At 71.3% G+C, this 7,196-nt stretch carries 6 protein-coding genes; 2 read left to right on the plus strand and 4 right to left on the minus strand.

What is annotated here, in order from left to right:
• Positions 1-49 precede the first annotated feature (49 nt).
• The gene (locus ACFWSK_RS29110; RefSeq protein WP_383792397.1) at positions 50-829 is read left to right on the plus strand and encodes a phosphatase; all 780 of its coding nucleotides are present in this window, start codon (positions 50-52) and stop codon (positions 827-829) included.
• A 76-nt stretch (positions 830-905) separates the two neighbouring features.
• On the opposite strand, the gene ACFWSK_RS29115 is transcribed toward ACFWSK_RS29110, so the two are convergent.
• The 4 genes from ACFWSK_RS29115 to ACFWSK_RS29130 all read right to left on the minus strand — a co-directional run bounded on the left by ACFWSK_RS29115 (position 906) and on the right by ACFWSK_RS29130 (position 5,574).
• On the minus strand, positions 906-1,874 hold the full coding sequence (locus ACFWSK_RS29115; protein WP_383792400.1) for a cation diffusion facilitator family transporter: 969 nt from the start codon (positions 1,872-1,874) through the stop codon (positions 906-908).
• 38 nt (positions 1,875-1,912) lie between these two features.
• Positions 1,913-2,788, minus strand: a complete 876-nt coding sequence (locus ACFWSK_RS29120) for an acyl-CoA thioesterase (RefSeq protein ID WP_383792402.1) — start codon at positions 2,786-2,788, stop codon at positions 1,913-1,915.
• 18 nt (positions 2,789-2,806) lie between these two features.
• On the minus strand, positions 2,807-3,964 hold the full coding sequence (locus ACFWSK_RS29125) for an acyl-CoA dehydrogenase family protein (RefSeq protein ID WP_383792405.1): 1,158 nt from the start codon (positions 3,962-3,964) through the stop codon (positions 2,807-2,809).
• Positions 3,965-4,128: 164 nt separating this feature from the next.
• Entirely contained in the window at positions 4,129-5,574 is a 1,446-nt protein-coding gene (locus ACFWSK_RS29130) for a PucR family transcriptional regulator ligand-binding domain-containing protein (protein WP_383792408.1), read from the minus strand.
• A 112-nt stretch (positions 5,575-5,686) separates the two neighbouring features.
• Between ACFWSK_RS29130 and ACFWSK_RS29135 the strand changes: the two genes are divergently transcribed.
• On the plus strand, positions 5,687-7,159 hold the full coding sequence (locus tag ACFWSK_RS29135) for a sodium:solute symporter (protein ID WP_383792410.1): 1,473 nt from the start codon (positions 5,687-5,689) through the stop codon (positions 7,157-7,159).
• Positions 7,160-7,196 lie beyond the last annotated feature (37 nt).

Genomic DNA, 7,196 nt, shown 5'->3' on the forward strand with positions numbered 1-7,196 from the left:
CGTGCAAGACGCCCGGCACACTGCGCACCCCTGACGGCACAATGGGTTCATGCCGATACCCAGCCGTGCCGCCCTCGTCGACCACCTCGTCCGTACGCGTATCGCCGGAGACGTCGCCACCCCGCGCGACAACAACCTCTCCCACTACCGCAAGCTCGCCAACGGTGACCGCCACTACTGGCTGGGTCTGGAGCTCGGCGACCGCTGGGCCGATGAGCAGGACGTGCTCGCCGTGATGGCGGAGCGCTGCGGGGTCAGCGACGACCCCGAGCACAGGTTCGGGCAGGACACCATCGACCCGGAGCTGACCGTCGACGCGCTGGACCGGATGGCGGCGAGGCTGCGCAAGGCGGCCGCCGACTCGGAGCGGGTCCTGTTCGCGACCGGCCACCCGGGCGGCCTGCTGGACGTGCACCGGCAGACCGCGGACGCGCTGCGGGCCGCCGGATGCGAGATCGTACGGATTCCGCAGGGGCTGAGGACGGACGAGGGCATGGTCTTCCAGTTCGCGGACGTGGCCGTCCTGGAGCACGGGGCGTCGCTGTGGCACACCCACTCACCGGCCCCGATGGCGGCCATCCTGGACGGCTTCGAGCGCGAGGGCCGGCCGCGGCCCGATCTCGTCGTCGCCGACCACGGGTGGGCAGGCTGCGCGGGCCAGCGGGGCATCGACGCGGTCGGCTACGCGGACTCCAACGACCCCGCGCTGTTCCTCGGCGAGGCGGAAGGCACGCTCCAGGTGACGGTGCCGCTGGACGACCACGTCACCGATCCGCGCTTCTACGACCCGATGACCGACTACCTCCTGGACGCGGCGGGACTGCTCTGACCCCGTACGGGGCCGGGACGGGAGCGCCGCCGTGGCCTTCCTGGGCGGCCGGTCCCGGCGCCGGGACCGGCCGCCCCTACCCACGGCCGGACGTGGACCGGCCGTCCTCGCGCTGACCCGGGCCCGGCGTCGGATCCAGATAGACCCGGCGGATCGCGGGGAAGCGTTCCCGCAGCTGCGCCTCCGCCTCCTCGCAGGCCCACTCGACCTGCTCGGCGCTCGCCACGTCCCGGAAGTCGATCTTCGCGGCGATCAGGATCTCCGTCGGACCCTGGATGAGCGTGGTGAGCTCCAGGACGCCCATGATGTGCGGGACAGAGAGCAGCTCCTCGCGCACGCCGTCGCGCATCGCCTTCGGCAGCGGACGGCCGATCAGCAACTGGGCGTTGGAGCGGCCGAGCACCCAGGCCACGTACACGAGCAGGACACCGATCAGGACCGATGCGACACCGTCCCAGACGCCGGAGCCGGAGAGCTGGCCGCCGAGCAGACCGCCCGCGGCGAGCAGCAGCCCGATCAGGGCGGCGGAGTCCTCCATCACGACCGCCTTGACGGCCGTGTCGGGCGTGTGGCGCAGGTAGTAGCCGGCGGGGGAGTGCAGCCGGGCGGCCTCACGGCGGACCTGCTTGACGCCCGTACGCAGCGAGTAGCCCTCCAGCAGGAAGGCGACGCCCAGCACGAGGTACGAGACGAGGGGATCACCCAGCTCCTCGCCCGCGACGAGGGTGTGCACGCCGTCGTAGACGGAGAAGACGGCGCCGCCGACGAACGTGGCGATGGAGGCGAGCATCGCCCAGATGTAGCGCTCGGGGCCGTAACCGAGCGGGTGTTCCTCGTCGGCCGGTTTCCCGCTGCGCCGGAGCGCGGTCAGGAGCATGACCTCGGTGACGGTGTCGGCGACCGAGTGCGCGGCCTCCGAGAGCATCGCGCTCGACCCGCTGATCAGTCCGGCGACCGCCTTCGCCACGGCGATGCCCAGATTGGCGGTCGCCGCGACGACGACGGTGAACGTGGACTCCCCACCACCACTTTTAGCATCGGTCATGGTGGGGAGTATGTCCGAGTCGGGTGGCTGTGACCTGTTCAGCCCCGCGGGGCGCGGATCACGCCCTCCTGGATGACCGTGATCGCGAGCCGGCCGTCCTGGGTGTAGATACGGGCCTGCCCGAGCCCGCGCCCGCCGGAGGCGGACGGCGACTCCTGGTCGTACAGCAGCCATTCGTCCGCACGGAACGGCCGGTGGAACCACATCGCGTGGTCCAGGCTCGCGCCCACCACGTCACCGACCGCCCAGCCGCCGCGCCCGTGCGCGAGCAGCACCGAGTCGAGCAGCGTCATGTCGGAGACGTACGTGGCCATGCAGACATGGAGGAGCGGGTCGTCCGCGAGCTTGCCGTTCGTCCGGAACCACACCTGGGAGCGGGGCTCCCGCGGGTCCCCGACCGTGGCGAAGGGAGGGGCGTCGCAATACCGGAGGTCGACCGCCGCCCGCGCCTCCAGGAGCCGGTCCATGACACCCGGATCGACGAACCGGTCCGCGTACCGGGGCAGCATCTGCGCCGCGGTGGGCAGCGTGTCGGGGTCCGGGGCGGGCGGCATGTCCGCCTGGTGCTCCAGCCCCTCCTCGTACGTCTGGAAGGACGCCGAGAGGTGGAAGACCGGCTGCCCGTGCTGGACGGCGACGACCCGCCGGGTGGTGAAGGACCGGCCGTCGCGGATGCGGTCGACGGTGTAGACGATCGGGGCACCCGGATCACCCATACGCAGGAAGTAGGAGTGCAGGGAGTGGGCCGTGCGGTCCGCGGGGACGGTCCGGCCCGCGGCGACCAGCGCCTGGGCCGCGACCTGACCGCCGAAGACCCGGGGCACGACCGCGGAACGGCTCGTGCCCCGGAAGATGTCCCGCTCGATCCGCTCCAGGTCGAGCAGATCGAGCAGGGAGTCGAGTGCTGCGCTCATGAGGGGAACGTAACTGCTCTACAGGCCCATCGACTTGGCAATGATCGACTTCATGACCTCGCTGGTGCCGCCGTAGATCCGGTTGACCCGGTTGTCGGCGTAGAGGCGGGCGATCGGGTACTCGTTCATGAAGCCGTAGCCGCCGTGCAGCTGGAGGCAGCGGTCGATCACGCGGTGCGCGACCTCGGTGCAGAAGAGCTTGGCGGAGGCGGCCTCGGCGGCGGTCAGCTCACCGGCGTCCAGGGCCTCCAGGGCACGGTCGGCGACGGCCTGGGCAGCGTCCACCTCGGCCTGGCAGGCGGCCAGCTCGAACTTGGTGTTCTGGAACGAGGCGACCGTCTTGCCGAAGACCGTGCGGTCCTGGACGTACTCCTTGGCGAAGCGGACGGCGGCCGCGGCCTGGGCGTACGCGCCGAAGGCGATGCCCCAGCGCTCGGAGGCCAGGTTGGTGCCCAGGTAGCCGAAGCCCTTGTTCTCCTCGCCGAGCAGGTCCTCGACCGGCACCTTCACGTCGACGAACGCCAGCTCGGCGGTGTCGGAGACCTTCAGGCCCAGCTTGTCGAGCTTGCGGCCTATCGAGTAGCCCTCGGACTTGGTGTCGACGGCGAAGAGCGAGATGCCGAAGCGGCGGTCGTCCTCGCGCGGGGCGGAGGTACGGGCGCAGACGATCACCCGGTCGGCGTGCACGCCGCCGGTGATGAAGGTCTTCGAGCCGTTGAGGACGTAGTGCGTGCCGTCCTCGGAGAGCTTCGCGTTGGTCTTCATCCCCGCGACGTCGGAACCGGTGCCCGGCTCGGTCATCGCGAGGGCCCACATCTCCTCGCCGCTGACGAACTTCGGGAGCCAGCGCTTCTTCTGGTCGCCCGTGGCGAGCATCTTGATGTACGGCAGGCCGAGCAGGACGTGCACGCCGGAGCCGCCGAAGGAGACGCCCGCGCGTGCGCATTCCTCCTGGAGCACGGCCTCGTACTTGTGCGAGTCGACACCCGCGCCGCCGAACTCCTCCTCGACCGAGATGCCGAAGACACCCAGCTCGCCGAGCTTGTAGTAGAAGTCGCGCGGCGCCTGGCCGGCGGTGAACCACTCGTCGTAGACGGGAACGACCTCGGCCTCGATGAAGGCGCGAAGGGTCTCCCGGAACGCCTCGTGGTCCTCGTTGAATACCGTACGGCGCACGGGGTGCCTCCTCTGTCGGCTTCGGTCAGCTCGGCGTGAGCTTCCGGCGGGCTGGCTAAGCGCTTGCTCAGACCTGGTTAAAAGTTACCCGCCAGTCACCGCACCTGTCCAGGGTGATGCTCGGCACGCTCGGCGGCCGGGCCGCGGTTCAGCCGGGCCCCGGTTCAGCGGTGACCCAGCGCGAACCACAGCTCCGTGCGTACGTCCATGTCGTCCAGGTCCGCTTCCAGCAGCGCCGCGCAGCGAGCGATGCGCTGGCGCACCGTGTTGCGGTGGACCTGGAGCGCGACCGCCGTGCGGTCCCAGCTGCCGTGGAGGCTCAGCCAGCACCGCAGGGTCTCGGTCAGCGGTTCGGTGAGCGGGGCGAGGAGGGCGCGGGCATGGGCCTCGGCCCGGTCGCGGGGGACCAGTTCCGTCAGGCCGGTCGGGGGGCGGTGTACGGAGAGCGGCGTACGGGTGGCCTCCGCGCGGCTCAGGGCGCGGGCCGCCTGGGCGTCGGCCGCCGCGAGGGCCGTGACCGGGGCGGGGGCGGAGGCGCCGAGTGTCCAGCCGGGCTGCGGGGTGATCCGGTCGGCGTCGGTGACCAGGACGCGTACGGCGTGACGGTCCGCGTCGACGAGGGCCGAGCCCAGTGCCGTACCGAGCGCCCCTGCGGTGAGCGGGTCGGCGGGCGCGCCGCCGGGGCGGCGCGCGTGGACCACCGTCCAGTGGTCGGCGGCGCCCAGGAGCGGGGTGACGTCCGCCGGGGCCGCGCCGAGCAGCATCCGTACGAGCGCGGCCGCACGGCCCGCCGCGTCGGCGCCCTGGTGCGGGGCGGTCAGCAGGGAGAGCAGGACGACCGCGATACCGGCCACCGTGTGGTCCCCCTGCTCGCGCCGGCCGGCGGACAGGGCGAGGACGAGCCCCTGGCCGCCGCCGAGCGGGTACGCGGACAGCTGGGTGCCGCCGACCGTGTCGGTGGCGGATGCGGGGGCCGGGTCGGGGCGGGCCGCGGGGGAGACCACCCGGGACAGACGGGCGAGGGCCTCCTGAGCCCCGGGGGCCGGGCGGCGGCCCGACGCGTGCAGCTCCTCGCCCTCGGCGGTCAGGAGGGCCGCACGCCCCGCCAGTTGCACGGCCAGCTGGTGCAGCACCGCGGGCACCGGGTCGGGCCTGGCCGCAGCCGAGGCCAGGGCCTGCTGGGCGCGGGTCACCCGGCGCAGCTCCCGGTGCCTCGCCTCCGCCATCAGTCGCCACACGGCCCGCGCGATCGTGGTGAACGGCGTCTCGGGCGGCACCTCCAGGAGCGGCAGCCCGTGCCGGTCGCACGCCTCGACCAGGGCCCGGGGCACCGTGTCGTGCACCGGCGCAACCCCGAACCCGAGCGCGGCCGCCCCCGCCTCCACGAGCCGCGCGACATAGGTGTCCGGGTCCTTCAGCAGCACCCCGGCACTCAGCAGCAGCTCACCGCCGAGGAGGTAGGGATACGGGTCGGCCATCTCCGAGGTGTGCACCCACAGCAGGTTCGCGTCGCGGGGACCGGCGATCCGGCGCAGCCCCAGCTCCTCCCTGGCCAGCAGCTCGGCCAGCGGGACGGGCGGGGTGGGCGGTGCGGTGGGGGAGTCCGGCATGGATGGTCCATCCATTCAGCGCTTCGAGAATGGCTGAAACGTACACTTCATGGTTGCTTATCGGCCACCTACCGTCTTCACCAACCTGTTGAGCGAGACGGAGGGAAAGCCCATGGCTGTCGACTACGCCGTGATCGTCGTCTATCTGGCCGGCATGCTCGCCATGGGCTGGTGGGGCATGCGCCGCGCCAAGTCCAAGAGCGAGTTCCTGGTGGCGGGCCGCCGGCTCGGCCCCTGGATGTACTCCGGCACCATGGCCGCCATCGTCCTCGGTGGCGCCTCCACGATCGGCGGTGTCGGCCTGGGCTACCAGTACGGACTCTCCGGCGCGTGGATGGTCTTCACCATCGGCCTCGGGCTCCTCGCCCTGTCCGTCTTCTTCTCGGCCCGCATCGCCCGGCTGAAGGTCTACACCGTCTCCGAGATGCTCGACCTGCGCTACGGCGGCCGGGCCGGAATCATCTCCGGACTCGTCATGTGGGCGTACACGCTGATGCTCGCGGTCACCTCGACCATCGCGTACGCCACCATCTTCGACGTCCTCTTCGACATGAACCGGACCATCTCGATCATCCTGGGCGGCGCCATCGTCGTCGCGTACTCGACGCTCGGCGGCATGTGGTCGATCACGCTGACGGACATGGTGCAGTTCGTCGTCAAGACGATCGGCGTGCTGCTGCTCCTGCTCCCCATCGCGGTCGTCAAGGCCGGTGGCTTCAGCGAGATGAAGGCCCAGCTGCCCACCGAGTACTTCGACCCGCTGGGCATCGGCGGCGAAACGATCTTCACGTACGTCCTGATCTACACCTTCGGCATGCTGATCGGCCAGGACATCTGGCAGCGCGTGTTCACCGCCCGCACCGACCGGACGGCACGCTGGGGCGGCACGGTCGCCGGTACGTACTGCCTCGTGTACGCCATCGCCGGAGCGGTCATCGGAACGGCGGCCAAGGTCATCTATCCGACCCTGCCCAGCGCGGACGCGGCGTTCGCGACCATCGTCAAGGACGAACTGCCGATGGGCGTGCGCGGGCTCGTGCTGGCCGCCGCGCTGGCCGCGGTCATGTCGACGTCATCCGGTGCGCTGATCGCCTGCGCCACCGTCGCCAACAACGACATCTGGTCCAGGCTCCGTGGGGCGGTCGCCAAGAGCGGCGGCGAGGAGGAACGCGACGAGGTGAAGGGCAACCGCGCGTTCATCCTGATCATGGGTATCGCCGTCATCCTCATCGCGATCGCGCTCAACGACGTCGTCGAGGCGCTGACCGTGGCGTACAACCTGCTCGTGGCCGGACTCCTGGTGCCGATCCTGGGCGGGCTGCTGTGGCGCCGCGGGACGGCGGAGGGTGCGCTGGCGGCGGTGTGCGTCGGCGGTATCGCGGTGATCGGCCTGATGGCCACGTACGGAATCCTTGCCAATGAGCCGGTCTACTACGGTCTGCTGTCCTCGCTCGCGGTGTACGTGATCGTGTCCCTGGCGACGAAGCCGACCGACGAGGCGGTGCTGTTCGCCTGGCGCGAGCGGCTGGCGGGGCGGGGCGCGGAGGCCGGGCCGGAACCCGTGAAGGAGCCGGTCACCACCTGACCCTGCGTCCTCGGTCGCCGGACGGGCTGGAACTGCC

Origin of the sequence: Streptomyces sp. NPDC058620, assembly GCF_042717135.1 — a bacterium.
Classification (GTDB): Bacteria; Actinomycetota; Actinomycetes; order Streptomycetales; family Streptomycetaceae; genus Streptomyces.

Bases quoted from the DNA above. Each gene is read 5' to 3' on its own strand.
- ACFWSK_RS29110 (WP_383792397.1), top strand. From the start codon at position 50: ATGCCGATACCCAGCCGTGCCGCCCTCGTCGACCACCTCGTCCGTACG.
- ACFWSK_RS29115 (WP_383792400.1), bottom strand. From the start codon at position 1,874: ATGACCGATGCTAAAAGTGGTGGTGGGGAGTCCACGTTCACCGTCGTC.
- ACFWSK_RS29120 (WP_383792402.1), bottom strand. From the start codon at position 2,788: ATGAGCGCAGCACTCGACTCCCTGCTCGATCTGCTCGACCTGGAGCGG.
- ACFWSK_RS29130 (WP_383792408.1), bottom strand. From the start codon at position 5,574: ATGCCGGACTCCCCCACCGCACCGCCCACCCCGCCCGTCCCGCTGGCC.
- ACFWSK_RS29135 (WP_383792410.1), top strand. From the start codon at position 5,687: ATGGCTGTCGACTACGCCGTGATCGTCGTCTATCTGGCCGGCATGCTC.